The organism is Flavobacterium piscis, from assembly GCF_031457575.1.
Classification (GTDB): domain Bacteria; phylum Bacteroidota; class Bacteroidia; order Flavobacteriales; family Flavobacteriaceae; genus Flavobacterium; species Flavobacterium piscis_A.
Genome location: NZ_JAVDWQ010000003.1, coordinates 409581 through 426192, shown reverse-complemented (window position 1 = coordinate 426192; position 16612 = coordinate 409581). Strand labels below are relative to the sequence as shown.

9 protein-coding genes and 2 tRNA genes are annotated in these 16612 nt (G+C 35.3%); 5 read left to right on the top strand and 6 right to left on the bottom strand.

Annotated features, from left to right (window positions below; all coding sequences use genetic code 11):
• Positions 1-145 precede the first annotated feature (145 nt).
• A complete protein-coding gene (locus J2W48_RS07065) occupies positions 146-2692 on the top strand; it encodes a TonB-dependent receptor (protein WP_310279789.1) in 2547 nt (848 codons plus the stop codon).
• A gap of 193 nt (positions 2693-2885) precedes the next feature.
• Positions 2886-3629, top strand: a complete 744-nt coding sequence (locus J2W48_RS07060; protein ID WP_310279787.1) for a DUF2490 domain-containing protein — start codon at positions 2886-2888, stop codon at positions 3627-3629.
• Between the two features lie 81 nt (positions 3630-3710).
• On the opposite strand, the gene J2W48_RS07055 is transcribed toward J2W48_RS07060, so the two are convergent.
• The 6 genes from J2W48_RS07055 to J2W48_RS07030 all read right to left on the bottom strand — a co-directional run bounded on the left by J2W48_RS07055 (position 3711) and on the right by J2W48_RS07030 (position 13553).
• Complete coding sequence (locus tag J2W48_RS07055; RefSeq protein ID WP_310279785.1) at positions 3711-6458, bottom strand: outer membrane beta-barrel protein; 2748 nt, start codon at positions 6456-6458, stop codon at positions 3711-3713.
• 156 nt (positions 6459-6614) lie between these two features.
• Entirely contained in the window at positions 6615-7925 is a 1311-nt protein-coding gene (gene der / locus J2W48_RS07050; RefSeq protein WP_310279783.1) for a ribosome biogenesis GTPase Der, read from the bottom strand.
• Positions 7926-8144: 219 nt separating this feature from the next.
• Positions 8145-8738 (bottom strand): CHAP domain-containing protein, encoded by a 594-nt coding sequence (locus tag J2W48_RS07045; RefSeq protein WP_310279781.1) that lies wholly within the window; start codon positions 8736-8738, stop codon positions 8145-8147.
• Positions 8739-8869: 131 nt separating this feature from the next.
• Positions 8870-9751 carry a GTPase Era gene (gene era / locus J2W48_RS07040; RefSeq protein WP_056194996.1) on the bottom strand — a complete coding sequence of 294 codons (882 nt, stop codon included), beginning with the start codon at positions 9749-9751 and terminating at the stop codon, positions 8870-8872.
• Positions 9752-10034: 283 nt separating this feature from the next.
• Positions 10035-12014 (bottom strand): OmpA family protein, encoded by a 1980-nt coding sequence (locus J2W48_RS07035; RefSeq protein ID WP_310279778.1) that lies wholly within the window; start codon positions 12012-12014, stop codon positions 10035-10037.
• A 75-nt stretch (positions 12015-12089) separates the two neighbouring features.
• A complete protein-coding gene (locus tag J2W48_RS07030) occupies positions 12090-13553 on the bottom strand; it encodes an ice-binding family protein (RefSeq protein WP_310279776.1) in 1464 nt (487 codons plus the stop codon).
• A gap of 357 nt (positions 13554-13910) precedes the next feature.
• Here J2W48_RS07030 and J2W48_RS07025 point away from each other — a divergent pair.
• The 3 genes from J2W48_RS07025 to J2W48_RS07015 all read left to right on the top strand — a co-directional run bounded on the left by J2W48_RS07025 (position 13911) and on the right by J2W48_RS07015 (position 16247).
• Positions 13911-13983, top strand: a tRNA-Met gene (locus J2W48_RS07025).
• 25 nt (positions 13984-14008) lie between these two features.
• Positions 14009-14081, top strand: a tRNA-Met gene (locus J2W48_RS07020).
• A 1107-nt stretch (positions 14082-15188) separates the two neighbouring features.
• Complete coding sequence (locus J2W48_RS07015) at positions 15189-16247, top strand: cellulase family glycosylhydrolase (protein ID WP_310279775.1); 1059 nt, start codon at positions 15189-15191, stop codon at positions 16245-16247.
• The last annotated feature ends 365 nt before the right edge of the window (positions 16248-16612 follow it).

Here is a 16612-nt window from a genome sequence, read left to right as displayed (position 1 = left end):
AGTAAATCTGGTACATCAAAAAATCTTTTGCAAAAAAATAATAATACAAATTTCACTACAGTGAAAAAACCCTCATTTATGATGTGTATGTGTTAGTAAAAAAATTTAATTTAAATTCTACTAATTACATATACTTAATATAAAAATGAAAACATCTATAAAAAATATATTTACAACAATACTTGTTTTAACATTCTCTATTTCATTTGCACAAAACATTGAAGGTGTAGTAACAAATAATCAGAACATTCCTTTAGAAGCAGCGAATGTGATAATAAAAGGAACAACTTTTAACGTAACAACTGATGCAAGCGGAAAATTTAGCATAGACACTCAGGCGAAACTTCCTTTGACACTTTTATTTCAATATGCAGGATATAAGACTACCCAATTAGAATTCATTGATTTACCGACAGCTCCGGTACAGATAACGCTTAACGAAGAAAATGCTCTTATTGAAGTTGTTGTTTCCTCCCGACGCAGAATAGAAAAAGTTCAGGACGTACCAATCGCTGTATCTGTAATAACTGGTAAACAAGCTGAGCAAGCCGGTGCTTTCAACGTTAACCGTATAAAAGAACTTGTACCATCTGTTCAGTTGTATTCATCAAATCCAAGAAACACAGGAATTAACATCCGAAGCCTGGGTTCTCCTTTCGGGCTTACTAATGATGGTATCGATCCTGGTGTTGGTTTCTATGTAGACGGTGTATATTATGCCCGTCCGGCTGCAACAACGCTTGATTTTATTGATGTAGAACAAATTGAGGTGCTGCGTGGCCCACAAGGATCTCTATTTGGTAAAAACACCACTTCCGGTACCTTTAACATTACAACCCGCAAGCCAAGTTTTACTTCAGGTGCAGACTTTGAACTGAGTTATGGAAATTATGCGTTTCTACAAGCCAAAGCTTCTGTTACTGGTGCTTTGGGTAAAAAAATAGCAGGCCGTATCTCTTTTTCCGGTACACAACGTGATGGTTTAGTTGACAATGTTGCAACAGGAAGAGCTACAAACACACTTAACAATCAAGGTATCAGAGGGCAATTGCTTTACACGCCATCAGAAAACACTAATATTATATTTGCTGCAGATATAACAACTCAGCGTCCGGATGGATATGCTCAGGTTATTGCTGGTATTGCTCCAACAAAAAGAGCAGCTTACCGTCAATTTGACGCAATTATTGCTGATTTGAATTACCAGCTTCCAAGCCAGAATGCATTTGATCGTAAAATTGACCAGGATACACCATGGCGTTCAGGACAAGACATGGGAGGTGTTTCTCTAAATATTGATACAAAAATTGGAAATGGAACTCTTACTTCAACTACCGCATGGCGTTTTTGGAATTGGGCCCCATCAAATGACAGGGATTTTACAGGATTACAAGTACTTGCAAAATCGCAAAACCCTACAAGACAAACACAGATTACCCAAGAAGTTCGTTATGCTGGTCAGCTTGCATCTAATTTGAGCGGTGTAGCAGGAGTATTTTTTATTGATCAGACATCACAAACAAATGGAACTGAAGAATCAGGGAATGCACAATGGAGATTTTCACAAAGTACAACAAGTAATCTATGGAAAACCCCAGGTCTTTTTGAAGGATATGGTATAAAAACTGATGCCCGCATAAGAGCATCCAGTGCAGCAGTATTTGGTCAATTGGATTGGGCGGTAACAGAACGTTTGCATATATTACCGGGTTTAAGATATAATTTTGACAAGAAAGATGCAGATTACAGCCGTACAACATACGGAGGTCTTCAAACTACTGATCCGGAATTGCTTGCCCTGAAAAAACTGGTTTATACTGATCAGGCTTTTACATCAAATACTGATAATACTGATTTCTCAGGAAATATAACAGTGTCTTTTAAAGCTTCAGACAAAATCAATGCTTATGCCACTTATGCAAAAAGTTACAAACCAGTTGGTGTGAATGTAGCCGGACTTCCAAGTAATTCAGCCGGTGAACCATTACTTGATCTGGCAGTAATTAAACCGGAAAAAGTAAATCACTATGAAATTGGAGTAAAAACTTCTCCTTTTAAAAACGCAATATTCAATCTGACATTCTTTAATACAGATATCAAAGATTTTCAAACCAATGTTCAGGCTGCCGAATTGGGTGTAAACCGCGGCTATCTTGCCAATGCAGATAAAGTACGAGTAAGAGGTGCGGAACTGGATGCCAGTTTTGTAGTTAGCAGTCACCTGACCATAAATGGAGCTGCCACTTATACAGACGGTAAATATGTTAAATTTACTAATGCACCACTTCCTTTGGAAGAAACCGGATCTTCTGTAGCCTATAAAGATGTCTCGGGAACTGATTTGCCTGGTGCCTCAAAATGGGCAGGATCTTTAGGAGGAGAGCTTTCTGATAAAGCCCAATTCTTCGGAAATGCCGGTAAAGTTTTTATTGGTCTTGACTCTTATGCCCGTTCTGAATTCTCATCAAGCCCTTCAGCTTCAAAATATTTAGTGGTTGACGGTTATGCAATATTTAACGGCCGTTTAGGTTTCCGTACATCGCAAGGTTTATCTATTCAAATCTGGGGACGTAATCTTTTAAACAAAGATTATTATGAACAATTATTGCCTGCCGGTGGAAATTCAGGTCAATATGCAGCTGTATTAGGTGATCAGAGAACTTACGGAATTACATTGAAATATTCGTTATAAGCGAACAAAAATAATTGGTTAGGCAGAAGTAAGCTAAACGAGATACACTTTTAAGAATGTATCTCGTTTTCTGCATACTTCCCTTTCAATTTAATCACAAAATAGAATCCAATCGCAATTTAAAATCAAGATTACTTTTCTATAAATCTCTTCTCATTTGCATATATTCGCAGCTTGAATTTATATAAACCTGATGAAGATTCTCAGATTAGTTATTTTTTTAGCGTTTGCAAGTCAGACTGGATTTTCTCAGACCAAAAAAAGCACTGACCAGCAAACCTTAACCTGGATACGATATTATAATATTTTGCCTTTAACAGAAAAGTGGGCACTTCATTCGGAAATTGACAATCGTAGTTTTCTAAATCCTGTTCACCAAAATTTATTCGTTCTAAGGGCCCAGGCTCGATATCGAGCCAACAAAACTATAGATTTAGGCGGTGGTTTTGTGTATTTTAATGTCAATACGCAAAACCCGCATGCAGATCCTGACTTTTCAACTCCTGAATATCGTGGGCAACAAGACATTACCTTTATAAATGATATCACCAAAATAACATTTCATAATCGTTTTCAGGTTGAAGAACGGTTTATTCAAAAGGCAGGTAAAACCGAATTATTAGATGAATTTTCTTTTTCTCTTCGTTTCCGATACAGGTTACAATCTACTTTTACACTATGGGAGAAAGAAAAGAAAAGCTTAAAAGGAACTATTTCTGACGAAATCATGTTTAATTTTGGAAAAGATAATAAGAAAAATACTTTTGACCAAAATCGTATTTATGCTGCCTTGCGGTATCATTATAATCCTAATATCGCTTTAGAGTTAGGATATCTGAAAAGCTTTCAGCGCCGGGCAAGCGGAGTTGATTTCTACGATCGGGATATTGTTCGATTGACATTTTATCATAAGATTAACAGACATACTGAAAAATAAAAAAGCACCAATACATACATAGGTATTGGTGCTTTTTTATTTACAAATTTTATTTTAAAGCTTTAAATCTTCTGAACAAATTTACCTCTGTCTTTTCCTTGATTCTTTTTCAAGAGAGGCAAAATTTCCAATTTTATAGGATAGGGAAAACATAACATATCTTTTTAAAACAGTATTTTCTTCATCACGGATTGAAGTAGCCGAAATGGTTCTTGTAGCACTCAGATTTTGATTCAGCACATCATAAACCTTTACTTTCGCATAGACTTTTTTATCAAAAAAACCATAGGATAAACTAGTATTCCATAAGTAAAAATCTTTTTTGAAATTGCTTGAAATATTAGAATTATAGGTATATCCGAAATCATTTCCAAAAATCAGATTCTGAGGCCAATAACTTGTAGTCTGCAAATTGATTCTGTGAATTACATTTGAAGTGGCATCTCTTGAAGAATTTTCATATTTAGTTTCATTATAGGATAAATCATAGGATGGAGAAATGATCAGAAGATCTCCATACTCATAGGTGACATTTACTTTTGGGGAAACAGCAGTAGCTTTTGCATTGTATAAAACATCATTTGTAAATCCTTTATCAAAAGAATAACGGCCATTTATGCCAAAACCGTATCTTAAAACGTGTGCATCTTTTTTAATGGATTGATTCCAATTGGCTCCAACAGAAGCGATATAAGTTCCAGAAATATTTACATAAGTGGTTGTTCGTTTACCGCTGTCATCAAAAATGGAGGTAGAAACCACATCATTATTATAATAATCTCCCTTAATATATAAACTGTAGCCGGAACGTGTACGGAAATCGTAATTTTTAAAATTCAGATTTGCACTATTCTTTTCGATTGGATTTAAATCGGGATTTCCAATCAATGTATTTAATGGATTATTCAGATTTACAACCGGCATTAACTGGGTTGGACCAGGCAGTGCATTACTGTAATCGTACTTGAACGCCAGGTTTTTTGAACGGCTAAATTTATAGCGAACCTGTAGATTTCCGAAAGGCAACGCATATCTTTTATTCAGATCTGTTGCGTTATCCAGGTATAACGAATGGTTGTCATAATCAACAATAGCTGTTTTCGTATTTAGGTTTAAAGTATATTTATTTTTTTGCATGGTTATACCCACTTTAGGACTTACCGAGTTTTGTTGTGAAGTTGTATAATTGGACAGCGATTCATTCAAATCTGAATACGATTGCGTATCATCATCAAAATCGAATGTTTTTTCATCCCTGATTGTATTTGCCCAGTGAAAATCAGCACCAAATCTAATTCGCAACGAATCTGTTACCGGTTCAGTATATTCAATATCAGCAGAATAAGATTCATTAATACTGCTGTTTCGGGTATTTTGATTTCTGACATCGTCTGGTTTATCGTCTTGAAAAAACATGGTTTCAGAAATATTTAATCCATTTGAATCGCTGTTTGTATTATTGTTTGTGAAAACAAAACTCAGGTTACGGGATTTCTTCTCAAAAGCTTTATTAAAATTAATACTGTTACCAAAGTTGATATTTGCTCCTTCCGAATATGATTTTGAACTACTTTCATTTAAAGCCAGCCCATTTTCATCTTCTGAAAAAGTAGAAGACTCCGAATTATTGTTGGATCGTGATTGATTGAGTTTTGGCGTAAACACAATTCTGGTAGTCGGGTTGATTTTGTACTCTAATTCAAGATTCACATTATTGCCCGTATTTTCATTTCTTGTATTTGATTCTGAGCTTGTCAGGATATTTCCCATAGGAAGGAAACTGATCTGATCTGATTTACTGGCGTTTTTGTTAATTGTATTCGAAAAATTATAACTTCCCATAGCTTCCAAATTCTCAGACCAGTCATCCGAATAATTAAGTCCAATGAGATTAGATTGAGTAATTCCTTTACCGCCTGATGAGTTAGAATTACCTCCTTTGCTATTTCTTCCTCCACCCATGTTATCAAAGACCTCATCCATAGAAAACCCCGTAGAGTTAATATTATTGGAAGAAGCCAAAACACTTATTTTTTGTTTGTTATTAAAAAAATTCATTATCAGACTACTTTCATAGCGATCATCAGTACCATATCCGCCAAGGACTTTCCCGAAGTAACCTTTATTTTTCTTTTCATCAATAGTTAAATTGATTGTCGAATAATCTGAAGTTGATTCTTGTTTGGCTAATTCTTCTTTCTTGGTTTTAAAGTCAGATACCTGGACTTTTTTTATAATTTCTGCCGGCAGGTTTTTAAGCGCTATTGTACCATCTTTATCAAAGAAAGTTTTTCCGTTAACTAAAAACTGCGTCACTTCCCTCCCATTTACCGTAATTTTACCCGTATTATCCACATCAACTCCCGGTAATTGTTTCAATAAAGTTTCAACATTGGAGTCTGGACGAACTTTATATGAAGCAGCGTTAAACTCTAAAGTGTCCTTTTTCATTGTAATTGGAGCCGCTTCACTTTTGATTATTACATTATCTAAGGCATTTACACTTTCAAGCAAATACAATTTACCAAAATCCTTGCTTTCAAGAAGTCCTTTCTCCTCTTCAAAATACGGCTGGTACCCCATATAATTAACTTTCAAAAAAACGGGCCTGTCGTGTTTTTTGGTGTTGATACTAAAAAAACCGTTTTTATCTGTTGTAGCATATTCAATTATAGTAGAGTCTTTTACTGTCGTAAAATAAACAGTAGCCATTTCAAGTGGTAATTGTGTATTAATATCAATTATGGTTCCTTTAAGAGTAATGTCATTTTGAGCATTGGCCGAATAACAAAAAAGAAATAGTAGTACAAGTGAGAAAAATTTGGTCATAAAATTAGTTAGTTAGAACTGTAAGACTGCTGAAAAAGAAAAAGGTTTAATTGTGATTTTTACATTTATTCAAATATGATACCATTTAGCGGAACTAAATCCACAATCAATTAAAAAAGACATAAAAAAATCCCCATATTTGGGGATTTTTATGATTTATTTCTCTCTGATATAAATATCGATCGGCACTCCGGAAAAGTCCCAATTTTCTCTAATTTTATTTTCTAAATAACGTTTGTAAGGTTCCTTAACGTATTGTGGCATGTTGGCAAAAAACACAAACTGAGGTGTTAAGGTTGGCAACTGCATACAATATTTAATTTTTACGTATTTCCCTTTTGTTGCTGGTGGTGGATAGGCTTCGATTACTTTCAACATAAATTCATTGAATTTAGAAGTTGCTATTCTTTGCTTTCTGTTTTCAAAAACCTGTACCGTAGCTTCTAATGCTTTCAACAAACGCTGTTTAGTTAAAGCCGAAACGAACAAAATTGGCACATCTGTAAAAGGCATTAATTCTTCTCTGATTTTAGCTTCGTAATCACGTGTAGACATAGTGTCTTTTTCAACCAAATCCCATTTGTTTACAAGAATTACAACCCCTTTTCGGTTTTTTTCAGCCAGCCAGAAAATACTCTGATCCTGTCCTTCAAATCCACGGGTTGCATCGATAATCAAGATACAAATATCAGCATGCTCAATTGCACGAACTGAACGCATTACCGAGTAAAATTCTAAATCTTCCTTTACTTTAGCTTTACGACGGATTCCCGCAGTATCAACCAGATTAAATTCAAAACCAAAACGGTCAAATTTAGTATCAATAGCATCACGTGTTGTTCCTGCAATATCAGTAACCATGAAACGTTCTTTACCAATCAATGCATTTATAAAACTGGATTTACCGGCATTTGGGCGACCCACTACAGCAAAACGAGGCAAAACAACCTCTTCCTGAACAGGTTCAGGTTTTACCGGAAAAGATTCAATTAAAGCATCTAATAAATCTCCGGTTCCGCTTCCGGAAATACTGGCAAACGTATAATAATCACCTAAACCAAGATTATAAAACTCAAGCGCGTCTTTTTCACGCATAGCATTATCAACCTTATTTACAGCCAATAAAACGGGCTTGGTCACTTTACGCAATAATCGCGCAACAACGTCATCCATTGGTGTAATACCTTCTTCTACATCAACCACAAAAATAATAACATCAGCCTCATCGATAGCAAGCTCTACTTGTTTGCGAATTTCACCTTCAAATACGTCATCAGAACCACGGATGTATCCGCCGGTATCAATTACCGAAAATTCTTTTCCATTCCATTCACTTTTTCCGTAATTCCTGTCTCTGGTAACTCCGGAAACTGAGTCCACAATGGCCTCTCTTCTTTGTATCAGCCTATTAAAAAGGGTTGATTTCCCTACATTAGGTCTTCCTACTATCGCAACAATGTTATTCATTTTTTTGAATTTTAGATTTTAGACTTTAGATTTTAGATTTCTAGTTCCCTAAAAACCTAATCACTTGGAATCCAAAATGCTTTATTTTAATTTTTTGCAAAGGTAGTCTTTTTTAGTTTGCAGTTATCAGTTTTAAGTATTCAGTAAAAACTGCTAAAACTGTGACTCTAAACTGAAAACCGACTACTTTTTTCAGGAGCTATTTCAATAAAAATTTAATTATTCTTTTCTCAGCCAGCCCAACAATCTGTTATTATCTATTTTATAATTTCCCTTTTGAGTTTCCAATGTAAAATTTTCTCTTGAACTGCTGAATGGTCCTGGATTTTGCTGAATAATCTCAATTTGATTTTGAGAAACTTTAGAAATTATAGCCACATGTCCAAATCTGTTTAAAACTGATCCCGAAAAAATGACTAAATCCCCAACTTCAGGTTTTGTTTTGCCGGGATTTGTAAATTGAATTAAATTTCGTTTTACATTCAATTCACCATCCTTAACTTCAGGATCAAAAAAATCCTTTGCATGACCATAGGCATCAGGCATTTTATGATTTAAACATTCGTAATAATATCTTTTTACGAATTCAACACACTGATATTTAAGTCCAAGGTTGTAATTATCTTTGGTGACGTTTCTTTCAGAAACATGATCAACACCTCCGTTGTAATATACTTTTACCCCATTTAAACTATCCAGTGGTTGGCCTACTTTATAATTTTGATTAAAGTTTATTTTTTTTACAACTTTTAATCCTCCATAACCCAAGGCTAAAACTGAAATTACTATAAAAACAATCTTTTTAATTTTCATTAATTTCTATTTAATAACCAAGGTTCTTTTAGTTCGTATGCGTGAGGGATGGAAACGTCATCCTTTTGTGGCGGGGTTCGCCACAAAAGATATAGTGTACAGCCCGGCCCTTGGGACACGCCCAAACTTCATTACTGATTATACCCGAAACGTTTCAACATATTAGCGTTGCTTCTCCAGTTTTTATTTACTTTAACCACCAGTTCAATATGAATTTGTTTCCCGAAGAATTTCTCTAAATCGGCACGGGCGTCTGTACCTACTTTTTTAAGAGCAGCTCCTTTATGACCGATAATGATTCCTTTTTGCGTTTCACGTTCCACCATGATAATCGAACGAATTCTAATGATTTTTTCGTCTTCAAAAAACTCTTCTGTTACGATTTCAACCGCATACGGAATCTCTTTACTGTAGTTCAGCAAGATTTTCTCACGAATGGTTTCGTTAACGAAAAAACGTTCCGGTTTGTCTGTTAACTGATCTTTTGGATAATATGCCGGAGATTCCGGCAATAATTCGATGATTCTCCCGAAAACTTCCGGTACATTAAAATTCTGCAAAGCAGATATTGGGAAAATTTCAGCATTTGGCACTTTTGCTGTCCAAAAAGCTACCTGTTCTTCTAATTGTTCCTGATTCGAATTGTCGATTTTATTCAGCAATAGCAAAACCGGAATTTTAGCGTGAATGATTTTATTAAAAAAAGCTTCGTCTTTTAAATCCTGCTCCCCTATTTCGACCATGTAAACCAGAATATCTGCATCTTCAAAAGCCGATTTTACAAAGTTCATCATCGATTCCTGCATTTCGTAAGCCGGTTTGATGATTCCAGGAGTATCTGATAATATAAGTTGAAAATCTTCACCATTTACGATTCCAAGAATACGGTGGCGGGTTGTTTGTGCTTTTGATGTAATAATCGATAATCTTTCTCCAACAAAGGCGTTCATCAATGTTGATTTTCCAACGTTTGGATTCCCGATGATGTTTACAAAACCTGCTTTATGTGACATAATATGTGTACTTTAAATCAAGTGAAGTATCGATTTTTTACTCGATCATTTAAATCCGCTTTAATGTTCGAATTCAAAAATCCTCAATAGGGAACTGAGGTCAACTCCTTTATTTCTTGATGTTTCGGGCACAAAGGTACAATGGAATCCACTACTTTCCATAAGAATTAACGACTTTTTTACAACATCCGAAAACCTATAAACTGATTCAGAGGTTTTTATGCATAAAAAAGGACAGGGTTTATGACCTGTCCTTTAAACTATTATAATAATTTCTTATTTACTATTCTTGAAATATATCAATAATTACGGTACGGTTATAAGCACGTTCCTCAGGATGTTTATTATCAAATGGGGAGCGGCCTGAATCTTCACCATACCCTGTTACTTCAAATTTCACATCAGTCCTGTTCGATTTAGTCAAGGCAGCTTCCATAATACTTTTTACTTCATTTGCACGTGCCTGAGACAATTTTGAATTATGGACATCATCTCCAATAATATCAGTATGACCGTGGATATTAACCGTTCCGTTCATTGGAATTTTAGGCACTACGACATTTGTCAGGTATTTTTCATACATAGTAATTGCTGTAGATTCATTGAATTCAAAAATAATACTGTATCTGATTCCATCTTCTATCTTAACCGGGGCCCAACGTACAATATGTGCCGAAGTTTCTTTAGTTACAGACTTACCACTTTTAGTTTGTCCAGTCATTATTATTTTATAATCTCCTTCAGTTTTGTCTCCTAAAATAGATTTACGGGACAGGCTCGCACTTTCCTGAGTATAAGGACCAAAAGATTGCACTTTTCCATTTTCATCTATAGTTTGTACAGACCATGCAGAGAAAGCTTCATTGGCTCCTTTTGCGTCGAAAACCACATCACTTGCTGCTGGCGCTTCCTGCATAGATGCTGTATTTGCTGTTTTAGCATCAGGACCACTTTGAAACTCTGCCAATAATACCGGAGAACTGCTCTCAATTGAAACTCTTCTGTCGCCTTCACGAAGCAATTCCAATTCAAGTGTTCCTCCTGGTTGTTCTGAAGGGATATTTGGCTTTAACTGCCCTTTTGTAGAAATTCTTGAAGAATTAATTCCAAAAGTATTCACTAAATATGATTTGATCGATTCTGCCATTTCCTTAGCTTCCGGTGGTCCTTGTTCAGACGATCCAACTAATGTAATTGTCGTTGAAGAATTTTTTATCATACGGTCTCCCAAAATATTGAGAACATTATAATACACATTCATTTGTCGTTCTGAACGGCCTGATTGGTTGATTGGTGTTACCATTTCCAATTGATCTTCCCTAAAGTCTTTTACTTCATCCTTTTTAAGGAGTTGGTAACGGCTTGGTATTTCAGATGAACCAGCATTAAAATATACATAATTTCGTAATGGAAAAACTTCTCGTACACGTCGCTGGGGCGCACCATTAGCAGGCGCATTAACTGAAAACTGAACTTCAGGTTCTGCAATTGCTGCTGCATTATCCATCGGGCTTCCCTGACCAAATTTAAGTGCCACACCGGCTCTTATAGTTGTTATATTCAGTGTTTCTATAGAACGCGGATCCTGTCCAAAATAAGGATGGAATGAAGCAAAAGGAGAAAGTACAAATTGTGTTTTGCTGTTTTGCGATGAAAGAGGAAAATCATACCCCAGTCCGATTTGCATCGAAATGATTGTTTTTTTGACATCACTTAAGTCACCTTTTACTTCTGGACTTGCAGCCTGATCAGGAAAAGCAGGATTGATTCCCAGTTGATAAGTGAATGATTTATCCATATTAAAAGCAAGACGTGGACCTCCAAATAAATAAAAATTAGATTTGAATGGAGCAAAACGCAAACTTGGTTCTACTGTAATATAACTAATATTCGTTTTTAAATCGGCTGGACAGTCGCAATCAGTAAAAACCTGATCAAACTTGGCTCTGCGGTTGTCATATCCGGCTTGCAGCATAAAACCGAATCGTGAATCAGGAAGGTGATATTCTAAAAGAGGCGCAACAAATAATCCAACACCTTTACCTTCATGAAAAGTAGCGGGAGGCGTAAAATCAGAATTCAATTTATAGGTCGAACCATCATAGAAATTAAAATTGGCTCCAGCAGCCACACCAAACCACCACGAAGGTTTTGTGTATAGTACTTCCTGTGCCTGGACTGGCGCCTGAATACTTAACCAAACCAAAGCAACTATTAGAATGCTTTTAAGTGTCAGGTTATTAAAATTAGTTTTTGCTTTCATTTTTTTATTTTTTATTTTGTTGAAAATGAATCCCGTCCTAAACCGGGATTCTATTTTTTATTTTAAATCAGTTGCTTAGTCAGGCACATTAATAACCGCATTTACCATCGTAACTGAAGATACAAGTGAGATTGCTCTGCCATTTAATGTGGTTACACTGGCATTTGTGCTATTAGCAGGAGAAGACAAAGTCACTCCGGAATTAGCGATAATATTTCCAGTCATAACTCCACCACCTGCATAGTTAATTACTGCTGCACTACCCACATACCAGTATACATTTTTAGCCAAAGCCCCGTTTATTAATTTAACACTGCTGGGTGATGAATCTCCTACCGTTAAAGCAGAAGCTGTCTGGAAAACAAATATAGCATTAGGGTCGCCCTTAGCATCTAATGTAAGATCGCCGTTTGTTATGTCGAAAGTACCACTATCCGATTTATAAATACCGGGGGCTAAAGTCAATCCACCTAGTTCACCTGCTCCCGGGTCAATACCACCTGGCATTGAAGCTGGAGAAATACTTAGGTATGCATCTTGTGCTGCATTCAATCCGGCTAAAGCAGTTGCTGCTTTGGTAGCGTTTCCTGGTGCAGGAGCATCAGCGAATATTTCAGCCATAACACGTCCTTCATTAAGAAACGTTACCGTATAAGCATCACCTGTCAATACTTCTCTGAAACCTGTCATTAAAGTTGAAGCAGCTGTCGTTCCTATATTTCCATTAACTACTGTAAATAATCCCTGATTGGTTATTCCAGCGTTTCCTCCAAAAACACCAAAGAACAAATTGCTTGTACTTGTTGGTGGAGGGTTACCAATTACTGGAGCCGAAGCCACTGTAGTAAAGTTCCAAACATAATTTGCAGCTAAAGGTGTTCCTGCTAAATTTCTGGCGCCTGTAGTTATAGTACCCGTATATGTTCTATTGCTTTCTAATTGAGCATAAGGTCTAAAAGAAACTGTCGATCCAGTGTATAAAATTTCACCTAATATTGTATCTGCACCCAGTTTGATAGTAAATGTTGTTTCATTTAAGGTTAGTGGATTCATTGGCATATTAAAAGTAGCCGTAATAATTTTATTAAGTGGAACTCCTGTCTGATTATTGTCAGGATCAGTTGATTGTACAATTGGTGCGGTACCTGTGGTAAACGTCCAAATAAAATCTGTTTGCAAAGCATTTCCATTTGTGTCTTTTGCCAGAGTCTTTACTCTACCGTTATAAATAGTATTAGCGGTAAGTGCGTTGGTGGAAGTAAATGTTGCTGTTGTACCTGAATAAGTAACCGTACCTGGAACTGTGCCGTCTCCTGTTGTCGTAATGATAATGGAAGATTCGTCGATAGTTTCCAAATCCATCTCTTCGTTAAATGTGACTGTAATTATTTGGTTTAATGGTACACCAATAGCGCCATTGTCAGGGTTAGTTGATAATACAACAGGACACTCACCAACGATTTCCTCGAAATCATCAGTTGCACATCCCGAAATTAAAACAACAAATAATATTGCGATAGATAGTAGCGTTTTTTTCATTTTTTGAGCTTTATAAATGTTAAATATTTCTTAAAGCAAAGGTTAGCCCGTTATAACTGTAAAGCATTACACTATTAAACCTAAGAGTTGTAGTATTCACACATTAAAAAAACTGAAATACAACATCTTAATAAAATTGCAATCCGTTAATAATTTTTCATGAATAAAGGCGGCCAATTAAAGATTATTTTTAACAATAAGATTTGCTGTTATTTTCCCAAAAACAATTTCTATGTAACAATTCACATATTTTTAATCCCCAAACAACAACCATATCAACTCAATACAGAAAATAAAACATTTTTTAAGTTTTCGTTGCATTTCTAAAAAATCGGCGTATCTTTGCACCCGAAACATCGCGGGATAGAGCAGTAGGCAGCTCGTCGGGCTCATAACCCGAAGGTCACAGGTTCGAGTCCTGTTCCCGCTACTAATTATTGAAAATTTCCGTATATCGCGGGATAGAGCAGTAGGCAGCTCGTCGGGCTCATAACCCGAAGGTCACTGGTTCGAGTCCAGTTCCCGCTACTAAGACAAAGCTTCAGAGAAATCTGGAGCTTTTTTTGTTGATTTAGATTGCAGATACAAAGTCAGAGACATTCGCCTTTACTTGGATCCCTTTACTTTGAATTAGATAAAAAACTTTAAATTTATTCAAAGGAAAGCAGAGGTAAACTTTAGACATTCGTAGTTAAGAACCAAGCTGCGCATTAGTCCTCTCCTTCTCCTTGAATCCCGTTGAATTGCTTCAAATAGAATGATATTGCGGTCTAGTAAAGGATCTAAAGAAGTTCAACCGTTTTATTTTAGTGAAATATTTTTAAAAGTAAATTGTAACATATTAGTTGCTGTAATCGTAGCTTAATACGAATAAAAATACAATAAATATTTTAAGAAATGCACATCATTATTTGTTGAAGATAATCACACTACAATGTTAATATAAATAGGCTACTAAATACATAAAAGGTACACATACCGTTGTACCGGGAGGATACTGTAAAATAAAGCAAATAGCAGTATAACTTTTTAGTGTCAGTTAGGAGAAAAAGAGTCGAGCCTGCTTATATAAATGTGATTTGTATTTATTTTGCTTATTAAGTAAAAATAATTGTATTTTTTTAAGTATTACATTTTTTAATCCTAAAAAAAATATCAAATTACCATTATGACCTCCTTTTTTTTCCAATTTCCCCCTGCATAAACATGTAAAATAGGCATTTCTTTGTATTACTATCAACAAGAAAATGGCTTCGTTTTACAATAATTGTTTTTCCTGGTCAGATTATTAAAACAAAAAAGCACTGAGCTTATTAATTTATGATATGTAACTATAGACAAGTTGTGTTATTATCTTAATGCTAATAAGTTTTTAACTGGTTACAAGCAGAATTCTGCATATTTTTTATTAACTAAAAACCAAACAAACTATGAACAAACCTTACGATTAATGGCAATAATGCATTTTGATGTAATTCGGGTCATCTAATAATTTAAAAAAGATTTTCAAATTAAAGAGTCACGTTATTTTAATGCGTTGCATACTATTCAAACTATAGAAATAGAATGCAGGTATTCCATAATAATTGGAATAGATTCAGAATATTAATTTAATAATTTAAACAATTTATGTCAATGAAAAAAAGATATTTACTTATGTTATGCATTATTGTATGTGCATGTTCAAAAGATGATGTTGCTGAAGTTAATAATGCAAGTCTAACAGAAAATGAATCCGTAATTGAAAATGCGGTGAAAAATAATAACCTAACTGCAAAAGTAGGAGCGGCATCGATTGCCGGACTGAATTGGGCAGACGGGAGAGACAATTTTGTGGATGGCTGGGTTATCCTATCAGGTTTAACAGCAGGGGATAATTATAATACAGTTGTAGCAAAAACAGATGCGATATTAAATGGCTTTACAAGTAAAATAAGTGGAGTTAATACTATACGCATTCCAATTAATCCACCCTCTGTTTCTGAGAGCTGGTGGGGTAGTTATCAAGGAGTAATAGATAAGGCGACCAGTAAAGGCTGGAAAGTAATTATTGCGTGTTGGGAGTCTTCGTCATCAAAAAATGGTAAGATTGACAATACAACTGCTTTTTGGAAAATGTGGACCACCGTTGTAAATAAATATCAAGGTAATGGGAATGTATATTTTGAACCATTCAATGAGCCTCATGGATATACTTTATCTCAGTTAACGACTATTTATGCTCAGTTTCTTTCCACTTATCCAAATATTCCCAAAGGACGAATAATCCTGGGTGGAACAGGATATTCGGAAAATGTTACCGGAGTCGGAGCAGATACTCGTTTTAATGGGTGTTTATTAGGATTACATAATTATGCTTTTTGGGCAACAAGATCAGTTACACAATGGAGAGCAGATTGGCGCAGTAGGGTAGGAAGATATGCTAGCCGAACAGTAATTACTGAATTTGGTGCCGGAATGAACTCCGGTAAAGATTATCAAAACGGAAATCAGTCTGATAATGAAATTGCTTATATAGTAGCAACCAGTGATGTATGCAGAACAGATAAAATTGCAAGTGTTTATTGGCCTGGTTTGAGAGACGGAGATTCTTATAGTCTGTTTAAGAGAGGTGGGAGCGGAACGAATATTACAATCAATACAGTTAATAATTCTGGTGTATTCCGTATAAGATATGGCTGGGGTGAGAATTAAAACCACTATATGGAGAAGTATATTATACAAGTCAATGCCACAAATTTTTGGGTAGTAATTCAGATTAGGTGTTTTTGTATTATAGTATGTAACTATCTGAAAAAGAGTATAAGTTTATAATTTTTAGAATGTAAAAAGAGACGGCCAACAAGGTCGTCTCTTTTGTTTTTTATTATTTTAAAAACATTTAAGGCTTTTAATTCTGCACCGTCGAGATCCCTATATAAAAAAACTCCAGGATCTTCTCACTTTGGAGTTTTTTTTTACAAAGAGCAGCAGACTCCAGAACCCTTATTTTTAAGTCCTTTATAAAACTTCATAAAATATGGTTGACCTATAAGTACACTAAGAAAATTGATATTTGT

Coding starts and splice junctions, on each gene's coding strand:
- J2W48_RS07065 (WP_310279789.1), top strand. CDS start 146: ATGAAAACATCTATAAAAAATATATTTACAACAATACTTGTTTTAACA.
- J2W48_RS07060 (WP_310279787.1), top strand. CDS start 2,886: ATGAAGATTCTCAGATTAGTTATTTTTTTAGCGTTTGCAAGTCAGACT.
- J2W48_RS07055 (WP_310279785.1), bottom strand. CDS start 6,458: ATGACCAAATTTTTCTCACTTGTACTACTATTTCTTTTTTGTTATTCG.
- der (WP_310279783.1), bottom strand. CDS start 7,925: ATGAATAACATTGTTGCGATAGTAGGAAGACCTAATGTAGGGAAATCA.
- J2W48_RS07045 (WP_310279781.1), bottom strand. CDS start 8,738: ATGAAAATTAAAAAGATTGTTTTTATAGTAATTTCAGTTTTAGCCTTG.
- era (WP_056194996.1), bottom strand. CDS start 9,751: ATGTCACATAAAGCAGGTTTTGTAAACATCATCGGGAATCCAAACGTT.
- J2W48_RS07035 (WP_310279778.1), bottom strand. CDS start 12,014: ATGAAAGCAAAAACTAATTTTAATAACCTGACACTTAAAAGCATTCTA.
- J2W48_RS07030 (WP_310279776.1), bottom strand. CDS start 13,553: ATGAAAAAAACGCTACTATCTATCGCAATATTATTTGTTGTTTTAATT.
- J2W48_RS07015 (WP_310279775.1), top strand. CDS start 15,189: ATGAAAAAAAGATATTTACTTATGTTATGCATTATTGTATGTGCATGT.